The 25,533-nt window shown below is 41.6% G+C and carries 25 protein-coding genes and 2 rRNA genes; 1 reads left to right on the top strand and 26 read right to left on the bottom strand.

Features of this window, described 5'->3' with window-relative positions; genetic code table 11:
* Window positions 1-10 precede the first annotated feature (10 nt).
* The 13 genes from ACYX4O_RS00340 to metG all read right to left on the bottom strand — a co-directional run bounded on the left by ACYX4O_RS00340 (window position 11) and on the right by metG (window position 13,710).
* Entirely contained in the window at window positions 11-967 is a 957-nt protein-coding gene (locus ACYX4O_RS00340) for a ribose-phosphate diphosphokinase (protein ID WP_188656067.1), read from the bottom strand.
* Between the two features lie 16 nt (window positions 968-983).
* Window positions 984-2,363, bottom strand: a complete 1,380-nt coding sequence (gene glmU, locus ACYX4O_RS00335) for a bifunctional UDP-N-acetylglucosamine diphosphorylase/glucosamine-1-phosphate N-acetyltransferase GlmU (RefSeq protein ID WP_476353685.1) — start codon at window positions 2,361-2,363, stop codon at window positions 984-986.
* A 235-nt stretch (window positions 2,364-2,598) separates the two neighbouring features.
* Window positions 2,599-2,895, bottom strand: a complete 297-nt coding sequence (spoVG, locus tag ACYX4O_RS00330; protein WP_036787219.1) for a septation regulator SpoVG — start codon at window positions 2,893-2,895, stop codon at window positions 2,599-2,601.
* Between the two features lie 215 nt (window positions 2,896-3,110).
* A complete protein-coding gene (purR, locus tag ACYX4O_RS00325; RefSeq protein ID WP_476356957.1) occupies window positions 3,111-3,926 on the bottom strand; it encodes a pur operon repressor in 816 nt (271 codons plus the stop codon).
* Between the two features lie 54 nt (window positions 3,927-3,980).
* The gene (ispE, locus tag ACYX4O_RS00320) at window positions 3,981-4,850 is read right to left on the bottom strand and encodes a 4-(cytidine 5'-diphospho)-2-C-methyl-D-erythritol kinase (RefSeq protein ID WP_476353683.1); all 870 of its coding nucleotides are present in this window, start codon (window positions 4,848-4,850) and stop codon (window positions 3,981-3,983) included.
* 865 nt (window positions 4,851-5,715) lie between these two features.
* On the bottom strand, window positions 5,716-5,895 hold the full coding sequence (locus ACYX4O_RS00315) for a small, acid-soluble spore protein, alpha/beta type (RefSeq protein WP_188656071.1): 180 nt from the start codon (window positions 5,893-5,895) through the stop codon (window positions 5,716-5,718).
* A gap of 175 nt (window positions 5,896-6,070) precedes the next feature.
* Window positions 6,071-6,337, bottom strand: coding sequence for a biofilm formation stimulator Veg (veg, locus tag ACYX4O_RS00310; protein WP_036787229.1), 267 nt, complete (start codon window positions 6,335-6,337; stop codon window positions 6,071-6,073).
* Window positions 6,338-6,660: 323 nt separating this feature from the next.
* Entirely contained in the window at window positions 6,661-7,557 is an 897-nt protein-coding gene (gene yabG, locus ACYX4O_RS00305; RefSeq protein ID WP_476353680.1) for a sporulation peptidase YabG, read from the bottom strand.
* Window positions 7,558-7,622: 65 nt separating this feature from the next.
* Window positions 7,623-8,501, bottom strand: coding sequence for a 16S rRNA (adenine(1518)-N(6)/adenine(1519)-N(6))-dimethyltransferase RsmA (gene rsmA / locus ACYX4O_RS00300; RefSeq protein ID WP_476353678.1), 879 nt, complete (start codon window positions 8,499-8,501; stop codon window positions 7,623-7,625).
* Window positions 8,498-9,055, bottom strand: a complete 558-nt coding sequence (gene rnmV / locus ACYX4O_RS00295; protein ID WP_476353676.1) for a ribonuclease M5 — start codon at window positions 9,053-9,055, stop codon at window positions 8,498-8,500. The genes rsmA and rnmV overlap by 4 nt, the downstream gene beginning before the upstream one ends.
* A gap of 234 nt (window positions 9,056-9,289) precedes the next feature.
* Entirely contained in the window at window positions 9,290-10,501 is a 1,212-nt protein-coding gene (locus tag ACYX4O_RS00290; protein ID WP_476353674.1) for a ubiquitin-like domain-containing protein, read from the bottom strand.
* 208 nt (window positions 10,502-10,709) lie between these two features.
* The gene (locus ACYX4O_RS00285; RefSeq protein ID WP_476353672.1) at window positions 10,710-11,480 is read right to left on the bottom strand and encodes a TatD family hydrolase; all 771 of its coding nucleotides are present in this window, start codon (window positions 11,478-11,480) and stop codon (window positions 10,710-10,712) included.
* Window positions 11,481-11,751: 271 nt separating this feature from the next.
* A complete protein-coding gene (metG, locus tag ACYX4O_RS00280; RefSeq protein WP_476353670.1) occupies window positions 11,752-13,710 on the bottom strand; it encodes a methionine--tRNA ligase in 1,959 nt (652 codons plus the stop codon).
* 595 nt (window positions 13,711-14,305) lie between these two features.
* On the opposite strand from metG, the gene ACYX4O_RS00275 reads away from it, so the two are divergent.
* Window positions 14,306-14,593 carry an AbrB/MazE/SpoVT family DNA-binding domain-containing protein gene (locus ACYX4O_RS00275; protein ID WP_476353669.1) on the top strand — a complete coding sequence of 96 codons (288 nt, stop codon included), beginning with the start codon at window positions 14,306-14,308 and terminating at the stop codon, window positions 14,591-14,593.
* Window positions 14,594-14,647: 54 nt separating this feature from the next.
* Here ACYX4O_RS00275 and rsmI read toward each other — a convergent pair whose 3' ends face one another.
* From rsmI to ACYX4O_RS00210, 13 genes are all read right to left on the bottom strand, one after another.
* Window positions 14,648-15,520, bottom strand: a complete 873-nt coding sequence (gene rsmI / locus ACYX4O_RS00270) for a 16S rRNA (cytidine(1402)-2'-O)-methyltransferase (RefSeq protein WP_476353667.1) — start codon at window positions 15,518-15,520, stop codon at window positions 14,648-14,650.
* The gene (locus ACYX4O_RS00265; RefSeq protein WP_476353665.1) at window positions 15,489-15,791 is read right to left on the bottom strand and encodes a GIY-YIG nuclease family protein; all 303 of its coding nucleotides are present in this window, start codon (window positions 15,789-15,791) and stop codon (window positions 15,489-15,491) included. Before ACYX4O_RS00265 ends, rsmI begins: the two co-directional genes overlap by 32 nt.
* On the bottom strand, window positions 15,781-16,524 hold the full coding sequence (locus ACYX4O_RS00260) for a tRNA1(Val) (adenine(37)-N6)-methyltransferase (protein WP_476353663.1): 744 nt from the start codon (window positions 16,522-16,524) through the stop codon (window positions 15,781-15,783). Before ACYX4O_RS00260 ends, ACYX4O_RS00265 begins: the two co-directional genes overlap by 11 nt.
* Before the next feature lie 71 nt (window positions 16,525-16,595).
* Window positions 16,596-16,943 carry a DNA replication initiation control protein YabA gene (gene yabA / locus ACYX4O_RS00255; RefSeq protein ID WP_036787251.1) on the bottom strand — a complete coding sequence of 116 codons (348 nt, stop codon included), beginning with the start codon at window positions 16,941-16,943 and terminating at the stop codon, window positions 16,596-16,598.
* Window positions 16,944-16,959: 16 nt separating this feature from the next.
* Window positions 16,960-17,787, bottom strand: a complete 828-nt coding sequence (locus ACYX4O_RS00250; RefSeq protein ID WP_188656081.1) for a PSP1 domain-containing protein — start codon at window positions 17,785-17,787, stop codon at window positions 16,960-16,962.
* 4 nt (window positions 17,788-17,791) lie between these two features.
* Window positions 17,792-18,778 (bottom strand): DNA polymerase III subunit delta', encoded by a 987-nt coding sequence (holB, locus tag ACYX4O_RS00245; protein ID WP_476353661.1) that lies wholly within the window; start codon window positions 18,776-18,778, stop codon window positions 17,792-17,794.
* Window positions 18,779-18,791: 13 nt separating this feature from the next.
* Window positions 18,792-19,232: a YaaR family protein gene (locus tag ACYX4O_RS00240; protein ID WP_476353659.1), complete on the bottom strand. Its 441-nt coding sequence runs from the start codon at window positions 19,230-19,232 to the stop codon at window positions 18,792-18,794.
* Window positions 19,233-19,249: 17 nt separating this feature from the next.
* Window positions 19,250-19,579, bottom strand: coding sequence for a cyclic-di-AMP receptor (locus ACYX4O_RS00235; RefSeq protein ID WP_188656084.1), 330 nt, complete (start codon window positions 19,577-19,579; stop codon window positions 19,250-19,252).
* A 74-nt stretch (window positions 19,580-19,653) separates the two neighbouring features.
* A complete protein-coding gene (tmk, locus tag ACYX4O_RS00230; protein ID WP_476356956.1) occupies window positions 19,654-20,277 on the bottom strand; it encodes a dTMP kinase in 624 nt (207 codons plus the stop codon).
* Between the two features lie 12 nt (window positions 20,278-20,289).
* Entirely contained in the window at window positions 20,290-21,741 is a 1,452-nt protein-coding gene (locus ACYX4O_RS00225) for an aminotransferase class I/II-fold pyridoxal phosphate-dependent enzyme (RefSeq protein ID WP_476353657.1), read from the bottom strand.
* A gap of 81 nt (window positions 21,742-21,822) precedes the next feature.
* Window positions 21,823-22,050, bottom strand: coding sequence for a sigma factor G inhibitor Gin (locus ACYX4O_RS00220; RefSeq protein WP_476353655.1), 228 nt, complete (start codon window positions 22,048-22,050; stop codon window positions 21,823-21,825).
* Window positions 22,051-22,182: 132 nt separating this feature from the next.
* A 5S ribosomal RNA gene (gene rrf / locus ACYX4O_RS00215) occupies window positions 22,183-22,298 on the bottom strand.
* A 199-nt stretch (window positions 22,299-22,497) separates the two neighbouring features.
* A 23S ribosomal RNA gene (locus ACYX4O_RS00210) occupies window positions 22,498-25,412 on the bottom strand.
* Between the last annotated feature and the right edge of the window lie 121 nt (window positions 25,413-25,533).

The following is a 25,533-nucleotide window of genomic DNA, read 5'->3' as shown; positions in this document are numbered from 1 at the left end:
AAAAGGTAAATTAATCAAATAATACACTGATTGATTTACGTTCGTGAACGCGAGTGATGGCTTCACTAATTAGTTCACCAACAGAAAGTTCGGTAATCTTATCGATACGTTTTTCATCTTTAAGAGGAATTGTATTTGTAACAACAAGCTCTTTAATCTTAGAATTGTCGATTCGCTCAATAGCCGGTCCAGAAAGGACAGGGTGTGTACAACATGCATAAACTTCTTTTGCTCCATTTTCAATAAGAGCATTAGCAGCTAGCGTAATCGTACCTGCTGTATCAATAATGTCATCAATTAAGATCGCTGTTTTTCCTTCAATGTTACCAACAATGTTCATGACTTCAGAAACGTTTGGACGAGGACGACGCTTATCAATAATCGCAATTGGAGCTTTCAAGCGGTCTGCCATCTTACGCGCACGTGTCACACCACCATGGTCAGGGGAAACAATGACAACATCTTCGAAGTTCTTCTCTTCAAAGTAGTCAGAAAGAAGTGGCACACCAACTAGATGATCAATTGGAACATCGAAGAAACCTTGGATTTGAGGAGCGTGTAAGTCTAGCATAATGACTCGGCTTGCTCCAGCAGTTTGAAGAAGGTTCGCGACTAGCTTGGATGTAATTGGCTCACGAGAGCGCGCTTTACGGTCCTGACGCGCATAACCATAGTATGGCATTACGATGTTGATTGAACGAGCAGAAGCACGCTTCAATGCATCAATCATAATAAGTAACTCCATAATATGTTGGTTTACAGGCTCTGAAGTTGATTGAATGACGTATACGTCACAACCACGTACACTTTCTTCAATATTAATTTGTACTTCTCCATCACTAAAACTTGTGACCGTACACTTTCCTAATTCTGTACCAATATTCTCTGCAATTTCTTGAGCAAGAGTTGGATTTGAATTAAGAGAAAAAACCTTTAAAGCTGGATCTTTATATTGAGAAGTAGCCATCGCTAAAAAACCTCCATTAATCTTTTTTCGATTGATTTATTTTATCTGCGTAGCCATCCTTGTTCGTCTGACGAGAGCGAGCAATGGATAAAGCACGGTCCGGTACATCATCTGTGATTGTGGAACCTGCTGCTACATAAGCACCGTGACCTACAGTAACAGGTGCTACCAAATTAGAATTACAACCAATAAACGCATCATCTTGAATGGTCGTTAAATGTTTGTTCTGACCATCATAATTTACTGTGATTGTCCCACAGCCAATATTCACACCACTGCCAACCTCTGCATCACCAATGTAGCTAAGGTGAGAGGCTTTACTACCTTCACCAAAGGAAACTTTCTTTAACTCTACAAAGTTTCCAACTTTAACATCATCAGAAAGAGTGGATGCTGGACGAATATGAGCGTAAGGGCCAATGGTTACACGATTGCCAATTTGACTTTCATGAGCCACACTTTGCTTAATAATTGTATCTTGTCCAACTGTACAATTAATAATTTCAGTGTGAGGGCCAATCTCTGCTCCTGTAGCAATATAGGTGCTTCCTTTAAGTACACTACCAGGGTAAAGAATAGCGTCTTGTTCTATTTTAACATCTAGTCCAATATACGTGTGATCAGGATCTATTAGAGTTACACCATTCTTCATGTGGCTCTCGTTAATACGACGTTGCATAGCTTTCTCAGCACGAGATAAAGCAACTCGATCATTTACGCCTAGCGTTTCATTGAAGTTCTTTGATTGATAGGCCGCGATCTTCTCATCTTTGTTCTTTAAGATTTCAATAACATCAGGTAAATAGTACTCTCCCTGAGCATTATCATTCGAAACGTTTTGCAGCGATTCAAATAGGGCTTCGTTATCAAAACAATAGATAGCTGTATTAATCTCCTGAACCTCTTGTTCTTCTACAGAAGCATCTTTATGTTCAACAATACGAGAAACATCACCATGTTCATTACGGATTACTCGTCCGTAACCAGTTGGGTCTTCTGCATGAGCTGTTAGAACGGTTACCTTAGCTTGCTCTTGTTCATGGTATTCGAACACTGACTCAAGTGTTTCAGCCGTAAGTAGTGGGGTGTCGGCCGCTACAACAAGTGTTGTACCTTTATTGGCTCCAAGGATTGGTTCAGCTTGTTGAACAGCATGTCCTGTCCCTAGCTGCTCCTCTTGAACAACAAATTGGCTATCCGTACCGATTTGGTTTCGAACCTCATCAGCACTACGCCCAACTACTGTTATAATTTCATCTAGTTGAAGAGACGATAATTGATCTATTACATGTTGCACCATAGGCTTACCGCATACAGGATGCAATACTTTCGTTAGAGACGATTTCATACGTGTCCCTTGTCCGGCTGCCAATACAATAGCATAGCGATTATTCATGAAGAAACCTCCATCCTTTTTATCCATTACGAATATATCTTAAAACCGTACTATTTTCAACAAAGAAAAGATTATGAGAACGGCTTCACAGCTTATTATGCAGGACTTTTATAGGGCTCGAAACAGCCACCCTCCTATATCCCCTACATATATGTAATAAATTCCCTAAATAGGGGGTTATCATAAAAAAAGAAGCCTAATCTATGATTAGACTCCTGATTTTTCTTGCAAAGCATTAGGAAGCTCCAGCTTCTTCATACTCCACTTCTTCTTCAACTTGTCCCGCTCGATGATACTCTTCTAACACAGCGTCTTGAATCTTTCCACGTGTGCCAGAGTTAATTGGATGGGCAATATCACGAAATTCTCCATCTGGAGTACGTTTGCTAGGCATCGCCACAAACAAACCATTGTTGCCATCAATTACTCGAATGTCGTGAACAACAAATTCACCATCCAACGTAATAGAAGCAATTGCTCGCATTCTTCCTTCAGTATTAACGCGTCGTAGTCTCACGTCAGTTACTTCCATTATTTGTCACCACCTTTTTCCATAGGAACTTATTTACCAATATTCAACAAAACTACTTGAATTCCTTCTAAAATATAAAAAAATTTAAGTTTTTCTAACAATATCCAAAATAGCAAACTCTTTATGCGTTCTTATAGTCCGTGCTTGTCCATTCTCTAAGAGAAATCGGTCGATTATACAAAAAGAAGAATGCACGATGTGCATTCTTCTTTTTATTACGATTGAAACATTGTACCTCTGTGTACTTCGATCTTCTTCTCTTTAATATCTACGTTATTTATCTGAAGTAAAGAAACATAATCCTGTACGACCCGTTCCTCGTCTTCATCTTCTGCTTCAGCTAGAACACCAATCCCCGCTACGTTTGCTTCAAATTCAGCTAATAAGCTCTTCATACCGTCTATTGTGCCTCCAGCTTTCATAAAGTCATCAATAATTAAGACATTAGAACCCTTTTGAAGGCTACGCTTAGGCAATACCATCGTTTGAATCTTTCTTGAAGAGCCCGATACATAATTGATGCTCACTGTTGAACCTTCTGTAACTTTCGGGTCACGTCGTACAATGACCACAGGCACATTCAGGAATGATGCAACAGCATAAGCTAGAGGGATTCCTTTTGTCGCCACTGTCATAATAACATCCACATTTTCACTCGAAAAATGAGTGGCAAACAAGCGACCAATGTTTCGAATCGTTTCCGGGTCACCTAAGAGATCGCTCATAAATAAGTACCCACCTGGTAATAAACGCTCAGGATCTTCTAATTGCTTTGCCAATAAATCTGCAAAACTTTCGCTATTTTCCTTAGAGTTAAATGGGATGAATTTCACTCCTCCCGCAGCACCAGCTACGGTTTGCAACTCACCTATGCCTTGCTTTTGAAACATCTGATTAATAATGCCCAAATCCTCACTTACAGATGATTTCGCAACATCATAAGCCTCTGTAAAAAAGGGCAAAGATACAAGCTGTTGGGGATGTTCCAATAAGTAATATGTCATTCCGACCAATCGTTCACTTCTTTTCATTTCCACACCTCAAAAACCGAATATTTTTATTTAATATAACAGTTTTATACGGGTTTAATCAAGGGGAACTCGCCCACCAAGCATACGAACAACGTACACTTCATCACAAAATCCTCTCAACCCATTGTAAATACGCTGAGCACGAGATTCGTGTTGAACCAATCCAAACACCGTCGGTCCACTTCCGCTCATCAAAACCGCATCTGCCCCAAACTCATGCATATGTTCTTTAATCTGTTGAACATCACTGTGCAATTGAACTGTAACAGGTTCTAACACATTACCAACTCGATCACAGATTCCCTCGTAATCCTCCCGCTTTATTGCCTCAATCATTGCAGGGATATCAGGGTGACTTGCTTCATCTAAGTTTAAATTTTCGTAAATGGCTTGAGTAGAAACACCAATAGTTGGCTTGGCTAATACAACCCAGCAAGCCGGCGGAGCAGGTAACTTCTCGATCTTCTCACCTCTCCCTGTCGCCCTTGCTGTGCCTCCATGAACACAAAAAGAAACATCAGAACCAATACGAGCTCCAATATCCGCTAATTCTTCAAGACTTAATCCCAACTGCCACAACCGGTTCAACCCTCTCAAAACCGCCGCAGCATCACTACTACCACCCGCAAGACCAGCAGCTACAGGAATCTGTTTTTCAATATAAATCTCTACACCTTCCCTAATGCCAAACCTATCTTTCAATACTTGAGCAGCCTGAAAAGCAAGATTACGATGATCACTCGGAACAAACCGATTCTCCGAAACAATCAGAATCTCATCAGTTCTCAAAGGACTTAACTCAATGCGATCAGACAAATCAATCGTCGTCATAATCATATCCACCTCATGATACTGATCCGGACGCTTATACAAAACATCCAACGCTAAATTAATCTTAGCCGGCGCCTTCTCCAAAAAACGCATACCATCACCTGCTTCTTCGCATTAATTATGGATAAATTGTATCATAATTAAACGAAAAGCGCAGGCGGGTTGGTCAGAGGCGTACGGATAAGCAAAATGCCGGAAGTGGCGTTAGCCACTGCAGGTAGTTTGCTTATCGCGCTAGCCTCTACCCGCCGGAGCTGGACACCACAGAAAAGCGCAGGCGACTGTTCAGCAAAAGAGGAAGTTCGGTTAAAACCGGCACGTCCTGTGCCAACACCGAACTGACCTGCATCCTGCAGGCCCGCATAAGCAAGCTAACGGAAGTGGCAGAAGGCCACTGGAGTTAGATTGCTTATGACGCTAGGGGCTAGGAGCCGGAGCTAGATCCAGAAAAGCGCAGGCGGGTTGGTCAGAGGCGTACGGATAAGCAAAATGCCGGAAGTGGCGATCAGCCACTGCAGGTAGCTTGCTTATCGCGCTAGGCCCTACCCGCCGGAGCTGGATCATGAAAAGCGCAGGCGGGTCGGTCAAGAAAAGAGGAAGTTCAACTAAAACCGGTCACGTCAATAACCAACGTCCAACGCCCCCACCTCGTGTGGGGCCGGAGCGAAACCCTCGAAAAGCACAGGCGACTGCAAAAACCATTATCTGTGACGTTTCACTTGAAAAATATCTCTAAAAGGTCACAGAGCTCCTTTATCTGTGACCCTTTATATAACAAAGGCCGCGAAAAGGTCATAGATACCTTTTATCTGTTACCTTTCGCTCGATAAACTTCTTGAAAAGGTCACAGAGTTTCTTTATCTATGACCTTTTGTATACAAAAAGCTTTAAAAAGTCACAGATCAACCTCGATCCCCAAACGTCCACTCCACAACAAAAGGGGGACAAGCCCCTGTCGTTAGGACTTGTCCCTCATCATTTGTTCTTGTGCCTTTTGGATGGCGCGTTTGGTGATGTTACCAGCATCTCGTGCTGTAATTCCACCCCAGCCTTCCTTCTCAACCGTGTCGTAAAAACCTAACTCTTTTGCGATTTCCTCTTTAAGCTTGTCAGACATGTAGCCTCGACGTTTACCCAAGGAAAACAGCTCCCTTCATTATGTTTGTACGACACGTTTAGCTTATGTATAATCCGATGGTGTAGTCTAGAGGAATAATGGCAATCAAAACAATCTTTGCTATCCCCTCGAACCATTAAAGAAAAGGTTACGTTAGACTCTCTTTTAGGGCAAGTAAAAAGCAGTAAACCAAGGTTTACTGCTCCCCTAACATCATTCTGCTTAAATCTTCACCAAAGTTTAGCTCTACTGTTTCAGTAAGTACATCAGCATAGCTATAAGAAACGCGTTCATAAGCGTTCTCTTCTTGGTCAAGTTCTACAATAAAAACAGAAGGATATGTTTCAGCTAATACACCACTTCGTTCGATGGTTTTACGTCTACCACCATTAGCTTTCAATGTTAACCGTTTCCCAATTTGCCCATCGAGAGACTGTTTGATTTCTGCTAACGTTTTTGCCACTACACTCCACCTCACTAATTATACTATAACACACGCTTGTCTTTTCAGTCAATAAAACTTTATATTATAGCAGTATGTTATTTTTAATGTCAATGAAATACGAACTTTTCTTTTCATCTATTTGTAGTGTTTCTTGGATCTGACAAAATTATGTATGAAAATGCCAACATTCGACTCAATCCCCCTTCCTCGCCCTCTTTGTTACGCTATTTTAATGAGACTAAAAATAGCTCAAAGACCTTTAAACATTCAGCGTTTATATTTATGTTTGTTCATAAGTAGGTCCGTTATTTTCAACCCACAAAGCAAAATAAAAACACCCATTACGATAATGGGTGTTGAAGCGGGTTATCTTGTTCTTCTTCATCTTCAGAGTCATACGGCATACCTGTTCTCATTAGTCCCTTTGTGTCCACTCCACCAAGGCCTTTTTCACCCGTTAATGTATTTCGGATGACATCCCACACATTCACCTTATCCATAAAAGGGGTGTAACTGATCTTAGCAACAATATAAACAGGGTCAAGGGCGTGAATATTAATACGGGAAGGAGAACTAGCAAAGTTTGCTCCTGCTCTTATTAAGGATTCAAAATGAGACTGACAAGCACCTGCAAAGATCACCAACTGATCAAGGTGAGGCACCTTCCTTCTTGCCTCCCTCACTGCTTCTGCGTAATATTTTGAATTTCTATAAGCCCGTAAATCATGCTTATTCCCTTTACTTTTCGAATATGAATCATGCCCCGTAATGACAACAATATCTGGATTGATCTTATCGATTAAATCTCCAATTTCATGTGCCATATCTTTCTCACTTAAATGAACACCATGAACCTGTAAGCCCAGCTGTTGGTATAAATCAATACACTTCTTTAGATAAAGACGATCTCCATCTAGGTGAAGAACTCGCGAAGGAAGTTGAAAATACGCATTTTGGTGCTGGTATCCTCCAGTGGCTTCATAGTCCCGCTTCTGGCGCATTAACTGATAATCTTGCCGAAATAAACGATAGGAATAGTCTTCCTTTTCTTTTGCTTCCTTCTTACGACGCTTTAAGTCATCTGATTTCACTTTTACTAAATCAGACAGCGGAGCATCAGCTTCAAGACGAATTTCTTCCCCGAACAAAAGCACTCTATTCTCTTGAATATCCTGAACACGAAATAAAACATCATGTTTGTAGGAGGTTCGTGTAACTAAATCTCCCCTGTTTATCATTCTCCTGCCTCCTCACACAAACCATTCTAAAATAGCCTATGTGGAAACGAAGGAAATGTGCCCGATTACAAGGCTCTATAAAACGTATTTGCTAAGCGAGCAAACTCCTCTATAGATAGAGATTCACCTCTACGTCTTTCTTCAATCTCACTTTTCTCTAAGACGTCTCGAATATCATCTTTGCTGAATCGATCTTTAAAGTGACGACTTAAATTATTCATAATTGTCTTTCGGCGCTGGCCAAACGACGCCCGGACCAGATCAAAGAAGAATGGCTCATTGTCTACCAAAACAGGTGGTTCTTCTCTCATCGCTAAACGTAGAACAGCTGAGCCAACATTAGGTTGAGGCATAAATACTGTTCTTGGAACATCCATAACTACTTTAGCTTCCGTATAGTATTGAACAGCAATGGATAAGGAACCATAAGCCTTACTATTTGGGGAAGCTGCCATACGATCCGCTACCTCCTTTTGAATCATAACCGTTATACTCTCAATCGGTAACCGCTCCATTAGTAAGTTCATCAATATGGGCGTGGTAATGTAGTATGGCAAATTGGCTACCACATGAACAGGCTGACCTTCCTTGAAATAGTCGCGAATCGTCTCTTGAACATTAGCCTGCAAAATATCTTGGTGAATGACAGATACATTGTCATAGTCATGTAATGTATCATCTAAGATCGGTAAAAGACGCTGATCAATTTCAAACGCCAGTACCTTATCCGCTTTACGAGCCAACTGTTCTGTTAAAGCACCGATCCCCGGTCCGATTTCAATCGCACCACTTTCTCTTGTGACACCTGCATGGTCAACGATATTTTCCAACGTATTCGCATCAATTAAGAAGTTTTGACCCAGGCTCTTTTTAAAGGAAAACCCATATTTCTCTAAAATAGCTTTCGTCCGGATAGGTGTTGCTATAGCTTTGTAATCACTCATTCTTCTTCCTCCTGAATAATAACTTCCATTGCTGCAATAAATTCTTCTCTTGTAATTTGAAACATAACAAGACGTTTATACAGCTGCTTTCCATTTGTGTAACCAATCTTTAGACTTTTCCCTAACTGTTCGCGTCTCGCCTTAGCACCCTTACCGCCAAGTAGTCCATAACGAACCAGATCCGCTTGTTCTATAGTCGTTTCATAGGTATCCGTAACACTATAAACACTCTTTAAGGCTTCTCGAATATCCTCAGGTGTGGCATGCTCCACACCAACCCCTTTACTATGTTTAGCTAATGCCTGTTCTTTCGGTAAGAAAGCATGCTTACATCCCGGTACAGACTGAGAAACAATTGTCCGAATTCGCTCTCCAGGGGAGTCGGGATCTGTGAAGATAATAACTCCTCGTTTTTCTTTAGCATGGCGAATCTTTGTTATTGTATCTTCGTTAACAGCTGAACCATTGGTTTCAATGGTATCCGCTTCTACTGCTCGCTTTATGTTGACGGTATCATCTCTTCCTTCAACCACAATTACTTCTTTTATAATCATTGTATCCTCCCGATTACGGTATCTTTTCTAGTTATAACACGTCCATCCATTAAAATAAAACACAATCTGTTTGTCCTCTTCCATGTTTAGACAAAATGATTCACGTGAAACAATTTTTAGAATACTTTAATTTTTTTGTTCGACAAAAGGAGAAAAGAAGAATAAGCAGCATATAATATGGATACGTACATACTAAGCATTTCAATAAAAAAAGCAGAGGTATCATCCTCTGCTTTACTTACCATATACTTTAACTTGCACACTTCGGCGACCATAACCTAAGGCAGCACTCTTATTAGACATAAATAGATCAATGCGATTTCCCTTGATTGCTGAGCCTTGGTCTCCCGCTATTGCATATCCATACCCTTCAACCCAAACCTTTGATCCTAACGGAATTACATTAGGGTCAACGGCAATAACCTTTTGATTTGGGTTAGCACGAAGGTTGATTCCTGTTGACGTTACACCACTGCACCCTGTGCAGTGAGCTGTATATGCTGTTGCTTGCATATATAACGTTTTCTGTACCCCTGATGAGCTGTTACTACGGGAAGGTTGAGATTGTGTTTGTTGAGATTGCGCTTGTTGCGATGGTTGAGCCTGCTGTACTTTTTGGACTTTAGTCCCAACAGCAACAATTTTATCTTTGCTATCTTTCTGATTTTCTTCTTTTATTAGTTTTCGGTCTACTTCTTCGCCATTTTCTAATGTAACTTCGTAGTGCTTAACAACTTGGCCCTCTTCACCGTCTTGAACGACCTTTTCTTTCCCCTTAGCCAAGGATTTGTCGTTACGTTTGACGACTGCATAGTCCACCTGTTCTTCTATAACATCTGTAACCTTCTCCACACGAGTGATCGTGACTTCATTTTGCTCGTTTGACAACGAAGCCGCATCTTCTTGTTCTAATCGATCAAGCTCATTAAGAGAGATCTCCTGCTGCTTTAAGAAATCACTTACGGTGTTTGCCGTCGTCCAGACTTCAGACGTTTCACCACCATCATTTAAAGCGACCTGAAACGCCTTTTGAATCTGAATCTCCATGCCATCTTGAATAGAGGATGCCTGTTCATGAGACACTTCATCTCGTTCTTTAATAGAGATGCCTTTTGCTTTGAATAGTTGCTGGACTGTATCTACTGTAGTGTAATATTGTTGAGTGTTATCATCTACTTTAACAGTTACTTGTTTAGCAGATTGATAGTCTATTTGCATTCCTGTAGTAATTGTATCGTCAAGGTTGTGTGATAAATCATCATGTGGTTCCACTTTTATTCCTTGGTCATTCAAAAGGTCTTCCACTGTACTAGCATGAGTACGCACAGTTTCCGTCTCTTTTTCTGTGCTCAATTGTACTTCCGCCTTTGTGGATTCAAACCCTAAGCTCCCAAGTAAGGCAAAAAACATAACGGCACTTGCGACCAACGCGATTATTTTTTTCACGCTTCTGCCTCCTTTTTTCTACGCAGTGTATTATATCCACCGCACCAACATCTGTCAAATCATTAGCAGCAGAATGGTAAAAGGACCCATATAACCACCTTGGCTTCTTTTACTATACCTGCTCCATTTTCAAAAAGAAACGGAAAAATCGCGACAGATGGGTACAAAATCTGCCACGATTTTTCCGTATATTTAATGCTTTTCCATTTTATTGGTCAAGTTTAAATAGTTTAAAGGCATTTCTTGTCGTTGTTTGTCCAACTTCTTCGAGCGAAATACCTTTTAATTCAGCCACTTGTTCAGCCACAAGTTTAACGTAAGATGGTTCGTTACGAGTCCCGCGGTTCGGATGAGGGGCAAGGAAAGGACAGTCTGTTTCTACTAACAAGTGGTCAAGGTCAATAGCTTGTGCTACTTCTTTTGGTTTCTTAGCATTCTTAAAAGTAACCGGACCACCTAAAGAAATATAGAAGTTCATTTCTATACACTCTCTTGCGATTTCAACAGAACCGCTGTAACAGTGCATGATGCCTCCAACGTCTCCTGCATTCTCTTCTTTTAGAATATCAACGATATCTTGTGTGGCTTCACGGTTATGAATAATGATAGGCATTTGAACTTTTTTAGCAAGTTCGATTTGCTTTCGAAACACCTCTTTTTGTACATCCACCGGAGATTTGTCCCAATGATAATCTAACCCCATCTCACCAATCGCAACTACTTTTGGATGTGCAGAAAGTTCTTCAATCCAGTCTAAATCCGATTCCTCCATGTCAATCGCATCTACAGGGTGCCAACCAACAGCAGCATAAATATTGTCATGAGATTCAGCAATTTCGATAGCTAATGGAATCGTTTCCCGGTCGAACCCTACAACGACCATATACTCAACCCCAGCTTCACGGGCTCGTTTAATGACTTCTTCTCGGTCTTCATCAAATTGTCTAGCATTTAAATGTACGTGTGTATCAAACAGCATGTCACTGACTCCTTTATTTCGATCTTTTAGTTGTATTGTAACACCAGTCCATATGTGTTCAAAATTATCACACTTCACTATTCATATTTAATTACTGGGGTATGTTCAGGATAGGTCCGTTACCAGAAAAGTGGATAGGCATGCTTGGGGACAACTCGCCCACCTTCCGCTCCATGAAAGCTGACGGAAACCTTTCTCCACCTTTATATTTCAGCTTCAAGTCTTCCCTATAAATAAAAAGGGTACTCTATACCATAGAGTACCCTTCATTTTATTTAACTTGTGTTCCGTTTGGAAGGTTTTGATCTACTGAAGCGAGTGATAGAGTTCCTTTTTCGTCTTCTCCAGCTAATACCATACCCTGAGATAGTTCTCCACGTAACTTTACAGGCTTAAGGTTCGTTACACAGATCACCTTTCTTCCGATTAAATCTTCAGGAGCATAATGCTTTGCTATCCCAGAAACTACTTGGCGTTGCTCATTGCCTAGATCAAGCTGTAAACGAAGTAGTTTGTCTGCTTTAGGATGCTTATCCGCCTCTACAACTTCAGCGACTCGTAAATCAACCTTTAAGAAGTCATCTATTCCAATTTCTTCGGCTTCTTCTTCTTTCTCTTCCGCTTCCTCTTCAGGAGCAGGAGTGCCGCCTTTCATCATATCTTTAATAATCTGCGTTTCTTCTTCTGTCTCAAGACGAGGGAAGATTGGCTGACCTTTTTGCACTTTTGTACCTGCAGGAATCATGCCCACAGTATCCAGACTTCCCCATTCTGCGTAGCGGTCACCTTCAATACCTAGTTGCTCAAACATAAGCTTAGGCGTTCTAGTCATAAACGGTTGTAGCATAACTGCAATGTGGCGCAGAGCTTCGGCTAAATGAGCCATCACGTTACCTAAACGTTCTTTCTTAGCCTCATCTTTAGCAAGGACCCAAGGTGTTGTCTCATCAATGTACTTATTCGTACGACTTATAAACGCCCAAAGGTTTGAAAGGGCAACGGAGAACTCCATATGATCCATCGCATGTTCAACTTTCTCTCTTGTTTCTTTAGCGAAAGTCTCTAACTCAACGTCAACATCTTCTTCTCCGGCGCGGAAAGCTGGAATCTCTCCATCAAAGTACTTACTAATCATAGCAACTGTACGGTTCAGAAGGTTACCAAGGTCATTTGCTAAATCATAGTTTGTGCGTTCCACGAATCCTTCTGGAGTGAAGACGCCGTCCGAACCAAATGGCACTTCACGAAGCAAATAGTAACGTAGGGAATCTAAACCATAGCGATCAATTAAATCAACAGGGTCTACTACGTTCCCTTTTGATTTAGACATCTTCCCATCCTTCATAAGGATCCAACCATGAGCGAATACCTGCTTTGGTAATGGTAAATCAAGAGCCATTAACATAATTGGCCAATAAATGGTGTGGAAACGAACAATTTCCTTACTCATTAAATGGACATTAGCTGGCCAGTATTTTTGGTAGCGTTGATCATGATCTGTCCCGTATCCTAATGCCGTAATATAGTTACTTAAAGCATCAATCCAAACATAAATAACGTGTTTTGGATCACCAGGTACTTTAACCCCCCAGTCGAAGGTTGTACGAGAAATCGCTAAGTCTTCAAGACCTGGCTTAATAAAGTTATTAATCATCTCATTCTTTCTACTCTCAGGCTGAATGAAATGAGGGTTATCTTCGTAAAATTTTAATAGGTCATCAACGTACTTACTCATCTTGAAGAAATAAGATTCTTCTTTTACTTTCTCGACTTTATTACCACAATCAGGACAATGCCCATCATCTAACTGACGCTCTGTAAAGAATGATTCACAGGATGTACAATACCAGCCCTCATATTCATCAAGGTAGATGTCACCTTTTTCAAGAAGTCGGTTGAAAATCTTCTCAACCACATCTGTATGACGTTTCTCTGTTGTACGAATGAAATCATCAATAGAGATGTCCATCTTATCCCATAAACTCTGAATCCCACTCACAATATTGTCTACGTAAGCTTGAGGAGTCACTCCTTGTTCGTCAGCTTTCCGTTGAATTTTCTGTCCATGTTCATCCGTACCTGTTAAGTACATAACATCGTAACCTTGTAATCGTTTATAACGTGCAATCGCATCACCTGCTACTGTAGTGTAGGCGTGACCAATGTGCAGATTCCCACTAGGATAGTAGATCGGCGTGGTGATATAAAAGGTCTTGTTTTCTTCCGTCATGGAATTCCCTCCTATTAAATATATGTAATACAACTCTCAAACTAACGAGAGAAATCACTTTAAATAAACTAGTTCATGCATACCCTCTATTTTATCGGTTCATAAGCATTATTTCCATTCCTAACAAAAAACTATACAAATCAATGCTTATTAAATCAAGAGATAGACTTAAATCGTAGGAATCAGATGAAACAGTAGTTCGCACATAGCCTATAGTTATTCAGTATCACCTAAATAAAGGAACCTCCGCTTGAAAATATATTCTATAATCTTACACATTCATTTAATAAAGGAGGTGAATCGTAGCTAGATAAATCTTTTTTATTTCACCCCCTAAAAAGGTCGGATAATGTCGAAAGAATGTAGTAGCTGTATGCGAAAGTATTTCCTATTAATTGAAAAAAGTTAAGATACAATAACAGCTTTAAGAAAATTCTCCTGAACCAGCATTCACTCGCTCTATATTTGTTAATTTTTTGTTGGATATGGCAAATAAAAGAATTGACATCCATGGGAAACACTGGTACTATATGAGGTATAGAATGTCGAAACATGACGAAGATAAAAAATATTTTGAGTGAGAGGAGCAATACACATGAAATCAACTGGTATTGTACGTAAGGTAGACGAACTGGGACGCGTAGTAATTCCAATCGAATTACGCCGTACTCTTGGAATCAATGAAAAAGATGCTCTAGAAATCTATGTAGATGACGACCGCATCGTACTAAAGAAATATAAGCCAAACATGACTTGTCATGTTACAGGTGAGGTTTCTGAGAACAACATGAGCCTTGCAAATGGCAAATTAGTTCTTAGCCCAGAAGGCGCCAAAGAATTAATGAGCGAAATTCAAAATAGCTTAAATAACAAAGTAGACTAATAAAGAGATAAAAAAAGAGACGACAAACCCCCGCAATAAGCGGGGGTTTTTTTATTACGTATGATAGGCTTGGTAAACCTCTCTTTTAGATATCTTTCGATCAACAGAAACTTGCTTAATAGCTTCCTTTGACGATTGGCCTCGTTCAATATAGTGCTCTACATGCTCTATAAGGGATAGCTCATCCCACCAGTTCGATTCACTCTCTACCTCTTCACTCTGCCTGCCTTCTACTATGATACAAAATTCTCCTCGCACCTGATCTGTATGTGCCCATTCTAATACCTCTGAAGCGGTGCCCCGAATGTATTCCTCATACTTCTTTGTTAGTTCACGGGCTAATACAACTTGCCGCTCTCCAAAACCTTCATGTAAAGCCTTTAGCATTTCCTTTAACCGATGAGGAGATTCGTAAAATACCAATGTGGCATCATTCTTACTTAACCTCTCCAGTTCTTCTTTTCGTTCTTTCTTCTTACGAGGCAAGAAGCCATAGAAGGAGAACTGCGCCGTGTCTAATCCAGAGCCAACTAGTGCACATAGCGCAGCATTAGCACCAGGGAGCACAATGACTGAAATGTCTTCTTCAATAGCACGCTTTACAATTTCAAAACCAGGATCAGAAACCCCTGGCATACCTGCATCACTCACAATAGCTATTTTCTTTCCGCTTTGTAAAGCATCTAAGAGGTACTCTTCACGATTGTATTTATTATGTTCATGATAACTTGTAAGCGGCGTATGCAAATCAAAGTGCGTTAATAACTTCTTCGTCTGTCTTGTATCTTCTGCTGCTATTTCATCTACTTCACTTAAAATGCGTAAAGCCCTATAAGTAATGTCTTCTAAATTTCCAATCGGTGTCGGGACAATGTACAACTCGCCCTGATGATCTTCACGAGTTTGGAAGCTCTTTTGAATCTTCATGATTTGCCATACCTTTCTGACCTGAATGAATTAGACGCTCCTTTTGAGAGCGTGTCAGTCTTTTAATTCGATATTCTTCTTGCATTGCTTCACGTTTGGTTGAATAATAAGCACAATAAGCGAGAGTAAACGGACCTCTACCTCTTGTATATTTTGCTCCTTTTCCAGATTCATGCACCTTTAATCGTTTCGCTAAGTCATTCGTGTACCCTGTATAGATTGTAGCATCGTTGCACCGAAGCATATATACCACATGTCCATCAGCTCCCATAAAGAAGCGTCCTCATCTCATCTGAGTACAGCCCATTTTCTTGATAAATATAAAGAGGAGGGAGGACTTTCAAGTCTGGCTTCCCATCTCGTGCCCCTTCTATCAATACCATATTCGCCTCCTTACCAGGCTTTGGGTACACTAACTGTATGCGCTTCGGTTCTATTTGGTATTTTCGAAACAGAGTAATCAGATCAGGGAGCCGTCCCGGACGATGCACCATCGATACCTTCCCACCTGATTTCGTTAAGCGGCTGCATGACCATACGACATCCTCTAATGTACAATAAATTTCATGACGAGCAATCGCTAAGTGTTCATTCTCATTCTTGTAATCCTCTTTCGGGGTGGGGAAATATGGAGGATTACAAGTAACTAAATCAAACTTGCCATTCCCAAGCGTCTTCGGCATGTCTTTTAGATCCCCATGAATAAAATGAACTTGATCTTCTAATTCATTCAACCTTGTATTTCGAAGAGCCATATCATATAAACGTTCTTGTAATTCCACGCCTGTAATAGTAGCTCCTGAACGATTACTCAGAAAGAATGGGATAACACCGTTCCCTGTACATAAATCCAATATATTCCCCTTTTTAATAGGGACATACGTAAATTTAGCTAGTAAAACAGCATCCAATGAAAAGGCGAAAACACTTGGACTTTGGATAATACGTAAATTCTCTTCCGCTAATAAATAGTCAATTCTCTCATCTCCATGTAATTCCACCATGGATTATTCACTCCCTCATTCATCCGTAAAGATAAATAGAGAGGCTGTCCATATTTGAACAGCCTCTAACATTACTTCTTTTTATTTAAAAATGATAGGCAAAATAAGCAATCTTCGTCCCTGGGACTCCCAAAATGGAGGTTGCAGATATGGAATCCCTCTTCGTACAAACGAGCGAGATTATCATATCCTTCACCCACCAAAGCTCCCTTTGCTTCGGATTGTTTTGACTCGCTTTGTTCAGAATGTTCATGATCTTGCTCAAGACGTTGCCTTAGGTGGTGGTTCTCTACGGATAGATGTTGATTCTCTTCCAACAGCTCCACCAGTTGCTTTTTAAGATCCCCTAATTGTTGATAGAGTTGTCCGATTTGCTCTTCCATATGTGATACTTGTTCAAAAATTTCTTTTTTATTCACGCTTACATCCACCCCATTATTCTGTGGCTTGCGTTGGTACTGCACCTTCTTGAATGAGTTCTTCTAGTGTATATTCAATAACTCGTTCTTGATCAGGGATTTCTATTTGAATGACACGTTCAAGGATGTTTAAGCCAACGACCTTGCCGGGGCCTTGTGGTGTCCTGATATCTTCTCCAATATCCGGAAGTTCTTTTTTGGCTGTTTCATAATCATCATTCTCATACTTCAAACAGCACATAAGGCGACCACATAAGCCTGAAATTTTCGCAGGATTAAGCGATAGATTTTGATCTTTAGCCATCTTTATGGAAACCGGTTCAAAATCCCCCAAAAAGGTAGAACAACACAACATTCGGCCACATGGACCTATGCCACCTAACATTTTCGCCTCGTCACGTACGCCGATTTGACGCAACTCAATCCGTGTTTTAAACACAGATGCCAGATCTTTAACAAGATTACGGAAGTCTACACGACCGTCAGCCGTAAAATAGAAGATTACTTTATTTCGATCAAATGTATATTCCACGTCAACAAGCTTCATATCTAGCTTATGTTGTATAATCTTATCAGAACAAACGTTAAATGCTTCTTTTGCATTCTGTTTGTTCTCTGTTACAACTAACTTATCTTTCTCATCCGCAATTCGAATGACTTTCTTAAGCGGTAAGACAATATCTTCTTCATCGACTTGTTTACTCGAAATCACAACTTTACCGAACTCAATTCCTCGTACGGTTTCAACTATTACATAATCGTCGTCTGTAATTTGGTAAGTATCCGGATCGAAATAATAAATCTTTCCCGCCTGTTTGAAACGTACACCAACTACTTCAACCATTCAATCACCTCTGTATTTGAAGCGTGAGTTGTTCCATCACCAGGGTTGGGTGAACATTTGAGATTAGCTTACGTTTTGCCTCTAAAATAGTGGTCAGAGCATTTGTCGCAAATTGCTTGGACCATGTATAGGAGCTAGTACGAATGCGCTCCCTTTCTGTAATAAAAACAATAGATGACTCCATACCGACATGTTCGTACACTAAATCCTTAAACCATAAGGAAAGAAGATCTAAACCTTGGTTCAAAGCATCTCGGTCTTTAAAATGAGGCATCCATTGATTGTTCACGAATAATAAAGCCTCACTGGGTTTTTCCTGAAGGACTTCAATTAATTGTATCACTAACTTTCTCGCGTTCGCAAACCAGTCATCACGATTCATCTCGAGCGCATCATCTATATTGTTCGTCAAGGCACTTAATAAACGAGCTGAAGACTCCGAAACACCTTCTTCGATCAAGCGCTTTGTCACATTTTCTGCATTGAGTGGCTGAAACGCCATAATCTGACACCTAGAGCGAATGGTGTCTAGAAGCGCTTGCCCGTTCTCTGTTAAAAGCATTGCCACCGTTTGACGGTTTGGTTCTTCTAGAAACTTCAATAATCTATTAGAGGCATTAGCTGTCATTTTATCTGCATCTTCTACAATGTATACCTTTTGATTTGACTCTAAACCAGTATAGGTGAACTCTTTTTGTAAATGAAGAATTTGTTCTTTCTTTATTGATTGGCCTTCTGGCTGAATCACGTGTACATCAGGATGATTACCAGAGTCAATTCGGATACAATCTTTACAGGTCTGGCAAGGTTCCACGCCTTCCCGAAAGCGACAGAAGAAGCTCTTTGCAAATAATAAACTCATTGCTAGCTTCCCCGTCCCCTTTGAGCCTTGGAATAAATAAGCGTGAGAGATGCGATCTTTTTGAATACTATTGGTTAACATTTTTGTAACCATAGGCTGGATTTCGATCATATCGGCCCACTTGTTCATTACTGTCACTACCTTACATATATAAGTTCACTAATAGTCCTTTTATTTCTCCAATAATACCTAAAACATCAATGGACTTCTTTTCTTGATTCATGACTTCATCGGTTAATTCAGCTAACTTATCATCTACAGACTGCACAATTGTTAGTTTTCGACTCTGACCATCCATACCCCAACTATGGGATTGTTTTAAGTCCATCCCATACTGAACAGATTCTTGGACAAATGATTTTACAAGTCGCTTATACTTGGCTAAATCTTTGAAAGAACGAAACCTAGCAACTTTCTCTCCCTGTTTCGTAATATCTCCCATAAGGCGATGCAATTCCTGCTGGCGCATCTTTTGTGATTCAGATTGCACCATCTGACCAAAACCCTGGGGGCCAGTAGAATTCGGCCTTATATTCTTTTGAGATGAATCAAGCTGTGACCTTAAGTCTTGACCGATCTTCATACCATCATCCCCCTATGCTAGAATTGAAAGAAAGATTCCACAGGTAGCACGAAAACAGTAGCTCCTCCTACTTCCACCTTAACAGGCTTCGGTATATAGGAATCTGCATTCCCCCCCATAGGGGAAATAGGTGCAACCATTTGTTCACGTTGACTACAATTATCACGAATAATATCTAGAACGCCATCAACATGATGGTCCTCGCAACCAATCATTAAAGTTGTATTGCCTTCTTTTAGAAAGCCGCCCGTGGTAGATAATTTGGTCGTTTTATACTGATGATCAGCTAATGCGTTCGTTAACCGATTGCTATCTTTATCTTGTATAACCGCCACAATCATTTTCATGACGATGTCCTCCTTATTAAAACCCATTTGTACCTTATTATAACAAGAATTTATCAAGTTACGAAGACCATCTGTTAAATAGCGGAAGAAACTTTTCGAAATGCATCTTCTATAACGACCTCTAACGTATGGTCTGCATCTATAGTTTGAATTCGATTCGGAAACTTATGAAGTAGCCACTGGTAAGCTTCATAGACCGTATGATGGAATTTGATGTGCTCTAAATCTAAACGGTTTTGTTCTCTACCTTTATTATGATCAATCCGCTCTAATCCTCTTTCAGGTGAAATATCAAAAAATAACGTCAAATGAGGCATGTACCCCTCGATAGCAAATTCATTGATACGTAGAACTTCTTCCATCCCTAATCCTCTTGCATGGCCTTGGTAAGCTAGGCTGCTATCAATAAAACGATCACAAAGTACAATCTTGCCTTCTTCCAAGGCTGGTATAACCTTTTCTACAAGATGCTGTCTTCTAGCAGCTGCATATAATAAAGCTTCTGTTCGTCCATCCATCGAGGTGTGTGTCGGGTTGAGTATGACTTGGCGAATCTTTTCAGCAATATCAATGCCTCCTGGTTCTCTGGTCATCACAACGTCATGTCCTTCTTTAAGGAGGCGTTCACCTACGGCTTTCAATACTGTTGATTTGCCAGCTCCCTCTCCACCTTCAAATGTAATAAATGTTCCTTCCACACTCATTCTCCTTTATCTTCTTTCTATATAAACGTGCATCCCTTTCCGATAGAAAGGTTCATTCGTTTGAATATGTTTATCTTGCCTCACTAGACTGACAATCCGATCTATGTGCTCTTGTTGAATGCGCTCTCCCTTCATGATTAATGGAATCCCAGGGGGATAAGGAGTAACAGAAGCGCTTGCTACTCGTCCAATACTATCTTGCCAGTGCACAAATTCTTGGTTCATGTTAGCTAGTTCATGATAAGAATAAGGATTCGATTGAACCCTGTCCAAAATAGGAGAAGTGACTCTCTCCATTGTAGCACGGTTAAATTCTGACTTGGTTTTTAATTTAGACTCTACTTTTCTAAATATACTTGTCAATTGATCTGTTGAGTAATTAGGTGTTAGTGCTAACGTGAATAGGATATGTTGGTTGTCTACTAATTCAGGATAGAGTCCCTCTTTCTCTAAGTAGGAAGCTACAGTTTGGGGATCGACATCATCATGAATACGAAGCGTTAACTTAAATGGATCATCTATTCCCTCTTCTAAAGGAACAAGTGTCCATAACACGCCATCAGATAAAGATGAACGCAGTTTAGCAATCCAATCTACACTTGTTTGAAGATCCTCCTTAGAATAGTGAGCCATAAAATATCTTGCTAAATCTAATGAAGCTAATATGGGATACGAGGGGCTGCTTGATTGAAAAACCTGCAAGTAGTGACTGATTTGACTTCGCTCAACCCGATCGGAATTTAAATGCAGATACGCTCCCATTGTCAAAGCTGGTGCCATTTTATGAGCGGATTGCACCACTACATCTGCACCCAAATCAAGAGAGGATTTAGGTATGAAAGGATAAGATAATGAAAAGTGTACACCATGAGCCTCATCAACTAAAACGGGTACATTATAAGAATGTGCAAGATCAATAATTTCTTTCATATCAGTCGTATGTCCATAGTAATCAGGATACGTTAATATGATGCCAGAAACACTAGGATGCATGTTAAGCGCCTTCTTTATATCTTCTTTATGAACACCTGTAAAGCGTTCATATTTCTCTTCATACTGAGGAGAAATAAATATGGGTTTAGACCCTGACAATTCTAATGCATGAATAACGGATTTATGACTGTTTCGTTGCACTAAAAAAGGCTTCCCTTTCTTTTGGGCAGCTAGAATCATAGCGAGATTCCCAGAAGTACTGCCCCCAACTAAGAAATAGGAAGCTCTAGTTCTAAACCACTCAGTAGCTAATTGTTGTGCGCTATCAATAATCCCTGCCGGTTGATGAAGATCATCAAGTCCTGTAATCTCTGTCATATCTATAGACAAGATGTCCTTAAACAACTGCTTTCCCGGAGGTGGAAATACAGTTCCATTCTTATGACCTGGAACATGCATAGAATAATGAGGTTTTTTAGCCATTTCTACTAATGCTGAGTATAAAGGGGTTTGCGTTTGCGACATAATGATCCTCCTATTATATGTATAAAAAAAGGTGCTAAAAAGGAAGCTAGATTCCTTTTTAAACACCTTTCTATTACTATACTATGAAAATTGCTTCGTTTGGGTTATATTCTTTAGTTTCTTTAAGAAATAATGATATTGCTGATCTTCCGGTGCTGTTTGTATAATTTCCTTTTCACAATCCCTACAAATATATAGGTTGTATAAGTGGATCCCATGTTTTCTTTTGCAATCACACACTCCACAAGTTTCATAGATTGATTGTTCTTCCCTCACATTCTCCACCTCCGTACTAGTATTGTTTCCCATGTACCTTTTTTTATACAAAGTAAAAACTATGTGTTTAATAATGTACGATAGATGAGAATTTTTTGTGTTTGTACGTTCACATTTCTTTTACACAAAAAAACCTCAAAGGATTATATCCTTTGAGGTAACATTGCATGGCGGCGTCCTACTCTTGCGGGGGTGAAACCCCGACTACCATCGGCGCTGAAGAGCTTAACTTCTGTGTTCGGCATGGGAACAGGTGTGACCTCTTCGCCAAAACCGCCATACTATTGTTTTGTTGAAGGAGTACCTTCAAAACTAGGTAAGAATTACGACATCGTGCCTGATCACGTGTTTGCGCTTGAGCTGACTTCCAGCTCCAACTCCCAGACCCTAGCGTATAAGTCATCTTTTCTACAAAGGCTAATCGCCTTTTCCGAAAATCTGTCTTATCCGTACGGGTCTAAGCGGTCGTTTGCGCTTTAGATAGATAAGCCCTCGATTTATTAGTATCGGTCAGCTGCACGTGTCACCACGCTTCCACCTCCGACCTATCAACCTTGTCGTCTACAAGGAATCTTACTCACTCGAAGTGATGGGAAATCTCATCTTGAAGTGGGCTTCATGCTTAGATGCTTTCAGCACTTATCCCTTCCGCACGTAGCTACCCAGCTGTGCTCCTGGCGGAACAACTGGTGCACCAGCGGTGCGTCCATCCCGGTCCTCTCGTACTAAGGACAGCTCTCCTCAAATTTCCAACGCCCACGACGGATAGGGACCGAACTGTCTCACGACGTTCTGAACCCAGCTCGCGTACCGCTTTAATGGGCGAACAGCCCAACCCTTGGGACCGACTACAGCCCCAGGATGCGATGAGCCGACATCGAGGTGCCAAACCTCCCCGTCGATGTGGACTCTTGGGGGAGATAAGCCTGTTATCCCCGGGGTAGCTTTTATCCGTTGAGCGACGGCCCTTCCATGCGGTACCGCCGGATCACTAAGCCCGACTTTCGTCCCTGCTCGACTTGTAGGTCTCGCAGTCAAGCTCCCTTGTGCCTTTGCACTCTGCGAATGATTTCCAACCATTCTGAGGGAACCTTTGGGCGCCTCCGTTACTTTTTGGGAGGCGACCGCCCCAGTCAAACTGCCCACCTGACACTGTCTCCGGACCGGATTACGGTCCTGGGTTAGAATGTCAATACAGCCAGGGTGGTATCCCACGGATGCCTCCACCGAAGCTAGCGCTCCGGTATCGACGGCTCCCACCTATCCTGTACAAGCTGTACCAACATTCAATATCAGGCTACAGTAAAGCTCCACGGGGTCTTTCCGTCCTGTCGCGGGTAATGCGCATCTTCACGCATAGTATAATTTCACCGGGTCTCTTGTTGAGACAGTGCCCAATTCGTTGCACCTTTCGTGCGGGTCGGAACTTACCCGACAAGGAATTTCGCTACCTTAGGACCGTTATAGTTACGGCCGCCGTTTACTGGGGCTTCGGTTCAAAGCTTCGCCTAAGCTAACTCATCCCCTTAACCTTCCAGCACCGGGCAGGTGTCAGCCCCTATACTTCACCTTTCGGTTTCGCAGAGACCTGTGTTTTTGCTAAACAGTCGATTGGGCCTTTTCACTGCGGCTCCTCCTATGAAGGAGCACCCCTTCTCCCGAAGTTACGGGGTCATTTTGCCGAGTTCCTTAACAAGAGTTCTCCCGATCACCTTAGGATACTCTCCTCGTCTACCTGTGTCGGTTTGCGGTACGGGCACCTCTTTCCTCATTAGAGGCTTTTCTTGGCAGTGTGAAATCAGGAACTTCGGTACTATAGTTCCCTCCCCATCACAGCTTGTGATTGATGCACGGATTTGCCTATGCATCTCACTCACTGCTTGGCCGCTCACATCCAGTGGAGCGGATTCCCTATCCTACTGCGTCCCCCCGTCATTCAAACGGAAAGGAGGTGGTACAGGAATATCAACCTGTTATCCATCGCCTACGCCTTTCGGCCTCGGCTTAGGTCCCGACTAACCCTGAGCGGACGAGCCTTCCTCAGGAAACCTTAGACTTACGGTGGAAGAGATTCTCACTCTTCTTTCGCTACTCATACCGGCATTCTCACTTCTAAGCGCTCCACCAGTCCTTACGGTCTGACTTCACTGCACTTAGAACGCTCTCCTACCATTGTTCGTAAGAACAATCCACAGCTTCGGTGTTATGTTTAGCCCCGGTACATTTTCGGCGCAGAGTCACTCGACCAGTGAGCTATTACGCACTCTTTAAATGATGGCTGCTTCTAAGCCAACATCCTGGTTGTCTGAGCAACTCCACATCCTTTTCCACTTAACATAAACTTAGGGACCTTAGCTGGTGGTCTGGGCTGTTCCCCTCTCGACTACGGACCTTATCACTCGCAGTCTGACTCCCAAGGATGAGTCGTTGGCATTCGGAGTTTGACTGAATTCGGTAACCCGATGAGGGCCCCTAGTCCAATCAGTGCTCTACCTCCAAGACTCTTACCTTGAGGCTAGCCCTAAAGCTATTTCGGAGAGAACCAGCTATCTCCGTGTTCGATTGGCATTTCACCGCTACCCACACCTCATCCCCGCACTTTTCAACGTGCGTGGGTTCGGGCCTCCAGCCAGTGTTACCTGGCCTTCACCCTGGACATGGGTAGATCACACGGTTTCGGGTCTACGACCACATACTATTTCGCCCTATTCAGACTCGCTTTCGCTGCGGCTCCGATTTTTCATCTTAACCTTGCATGGGATCGTAACTCGCCGGTCCATTCTACAAAAGGTACGCTGTCACCCATTAACGGGCTCCAACTACTTGTAGGCACACGGTTTCAGGTTCTATTTCACTCCCCTCCCGGGGTGCTTTTCACCTTTCCCTCACGGTACTGGTTCACTATCGGTCACTAGGGAGTATTTAGCCTTGGGAGATGGTCCTCCCGGATTCCGACGGAATTCCTCGTGTTCCGCCGTACTCAGGATCCACTCCGGAGGAAACAAGATTTTGACTACAGGGCCGTTACCTTCTTCGGCTGACCGTTCCAGATCATTCATCTATCTTGTTTCTTGATAACTCCAAAGGAGTGTCCTACAACCCCAGAGAGCAAGCTCTCTGGTTTGGGCTGATTCCGTTTCGCTCGCCGCTACTCAGGAAATCGCGTTTGCTTTCTCTTCCTTCGGGTACTGAGATGTTTCAGTTCCCCGAGTCTACCTTCCTTAACCTATGTATTCAGTTAAGGATCCTACCCCATTACGGGTAGTGGGTTTCCCCATTCGGAAATCTCCGGATCATAGCCTACTTACGGCTCCCCGAAGCATATCGGTGTTAGTCCCGTCCTTCATCGGCTCCTAGTGCCAAGGCATCCACCGTGCGCCCTTATTCACTTAACTATCTAAAATCAATGTGAAAAGACGCATCATAATGATGCTTACGTTAAATCTAACGTTGGTTTGATGTCTAATTCTTATCTAGTTTTCAAGGTACTGTTTGAAAGCATTTGAGCTTCCAAAA

Source organism: Pontibacillus sp. ABV4_188, assembly GCF_056311905.1.
The sequence above is the reverse complement of the archived record's forward strand: the minus strand, read 5'-3'. Positions and strand labels throughout refer to the sequence as shown.

Coding starts and splice junctions, on each gene's coding strand:
- ACYX4O_RS00340 (WP_188656067.1), bottom strand. CDS start 967: ATGGCTACTTCTCAATATAAAGATCCAGCTTTAAAGGTTTTTTCTCTT.
- glmU (WP_476353685.1), bottom strand. CDS start 2,363: ATGAATAATCGCTATGCTATTGTATTGGCAGCCGGACAAGGGACACGT.
- spoVG (WP_036787219.1), bottom strand. CDS start 2,895: ATGGAAGTAACTGACGTGAGACTACGACGCGTTAATACTGAAGGAAGA.
- purR (WP_476356957.1), bottom strand. CDS start 3,926: ATGAAAAGAAGTGAACGATTGGTCGGAATGACATATTACTTATTGGAA.
- ispE (WP_476353683.1), bottom strand. CDS start 4,850: ATGCGTTTTTTGGAGAAGGCGCCGGCTAAGATTAATTTAGCGTTGGAT.
- yabG (WP_476353680.1), bottom strand. CDS start 7,557: ATGATAAACAGGGGAGATTTAGTTACACGAACCTCCTACAAACATGAT.
- rsmA (WP_476353678.1), bottom strand. CDS start 8,501: ATGAGTGATTACAAAGCTATAGCAACACCTATCCGGACGAAAGCTATT.
- rnmV (WP_476353676.1), bottom strand. CDS start 9,055: ATGATTATAAAAGAAGTAATTGTGGTTGAAGGAAGAGATGATACCGTC.
- ACYX4O_RS00285 (WP_476353672.1), bottom strand. CDS start 11,480: ATGCTGTTTGATACACACGTACATTTAAATGCTAGACAATTTGATGAA.
- metG (WP_476353670.1), bottom strand. CDS start 13,710: ATGACGGAAGAAAACAAGACCTTTTATATCACCACGCCGATCTACTAT.
- ACYX4O_RS00275 (WP_476353669.1), top strand. CDS start 14,306: ATGAAATCAACTGGTATTGTACGTAAGGTAGACGAACTGGGACGCGTA.
- rsmI (WP_476353667.1), bottom strand. CDS start 15,520: ATGAAGATTCAAAAGAGCTTCCAAACTCGTGAAGATCATCAGGGCGAG.
- ACYX4O_RS00265 (WP_476353665.1), bottom strand. CDS start 15,791: ATGGGAGCTGATGGACATGTGGTATATATGCTTCGGTGCAACGATGCT.
- ACYX4O_RS00260 (WP_476353663.1), bottom strand. CDS start 16,524: ATGGTGGAATTACATGGAGATGAGAGAATTGACTATTTATTAGCGGAA.
- ACYX4O_RS00250 (WP_188656081.1), bottom strand. CDS start 17,787: ATGGTTGAAGTAGTTGGTGTACGTTTCAAACAGGCGGGAAAGATTTAT.
- holB (WP_476353661.1), bottom strand. CDS start 18,778: ATGAACAAGTGGGCCGATATGATCGAAATCCAGCCTATGGTTACAAAA.
- ACYX4O_RS00240 (WP_476353659.1), bottom strand. CDS start 19,232: ATGAAGATCGGTCAAGACTTAAGGTCACAGCTTGATTCATCTCAAAAG.
- ACYX4O_RS00235 (WP_188656084.1), bottom strand. CDS start 19,579: ATGAAAATGATTGTGGCGGTTATACAAGATAAAGATAGCAATCGGTTA.
- ACYX4O_RS00225 (WP_476353657.1), bottom strand. CDS start 21,741: ATGTCGCAAACGCAAACCCCTTTATACTCAGCATTAGTAGAAATGGCT.
- ACYX4O_RS00220 (WP_476353655.1), bottom strand. CDS start 22,050: ATGGGAAACAATACTAGTACGGAGGTGGAGAATGTGAGGGAAGAACAA.